The 1,025-nt window shown below is 51.9% G+C and carries 1 rRNA gene; it reads left to right on the plus strand.

The features are described from left to right. Nucleotides 1-1,025: ribosomal RNA gene (locus AC1Q7Q_RS40355) — 23S ribosomal RNA — on the plus strand; the annotation flags it as partial.

Raw genomic sequence — 1,025 nt, forward strand, 5'->3', positions numbered from 1 at the left:
ATGGGTCATCCCTGACTGAATACATAGGTCAGGGAAGCGAACGCGGCGAACTGAAACATCTAAGTAGCTGCAGGAACAGAAATCAACCGAGATTCCCAGAGTAGTGGCGAACGAAATGGGAAGAGCCTTGTACTCTTTAGCAGCATTGTTAGCAGAACGGGATGGAAAGCCCGGCCATAGCAGGTGATAGCCCTGTATGCGAAAACAGCGTTGTGGAACTAGGTGTACGACAAGTAGGGCGGGACACGTGAAATCCTGTCTGAAGATGGGGGGACCATCCTCCAAGGCTAAATACTCGTGATCGACCGATAGTGAACCAGTACCGTGAGGGAAAGGCGAAAAGAACCCCGGGAGGGGAGTGAAATAGATCCTGAAACCGCATGCATACAAACAGTCGGAGCCTGGAAACGGGTGACGGCGTACCTTTTGTATAATGGGTCAGCGACTTACATTCAGTGGCAAGCTTAACCGATTAGGGAAGGCGTAGCGAAAGCGAGTCCGAATAGGGCGTTCAGTCGCTGGGTGTAGACCCGAAACCAGACGATCTATCCATGGCCAGGTTGAAGGTGCGGTAACACGTACTGGAGGACCGAACCCACTAACGTTGAAAAGTTAGGGGATGAGCTGTGGATAGGGGTGAAAGGCTAAACAAGTCTGGAAATAGCTGGTTCTCTCCGAAAACTATTTAGGTAGTGCCTCGTGTCTCACCTTCGGGGGTAGAGCACTGTCATGGTTGGGGGGTCTATTGCTGATTACCCCGCCATAGCAAACTCCGAATACCGAAGAGTGCAATCACGGGAGACAGACATCGGGTGCTAACGTCCGGTGTCAAGAGGGAAACAACCCAGACCGCCAGCTAAGGTCCCTAAGATTGGCTAAGTGGGAAACGAAGTGGGAAGGCTAAAACAGTCAGGAGGTTGGCTTAGAAGCAGCCATCCTTTAAAGAAAGCGTAATAGCTCACTGATCGAGTCGTCCTGCGCGGAAGATGTAACGGGGCTAAGCCAGTCACCGAAGCTGCGGATGC

This window comes from Cupriavidus sp. GW823-FHT07A04, from assembly GCF_058794615.1.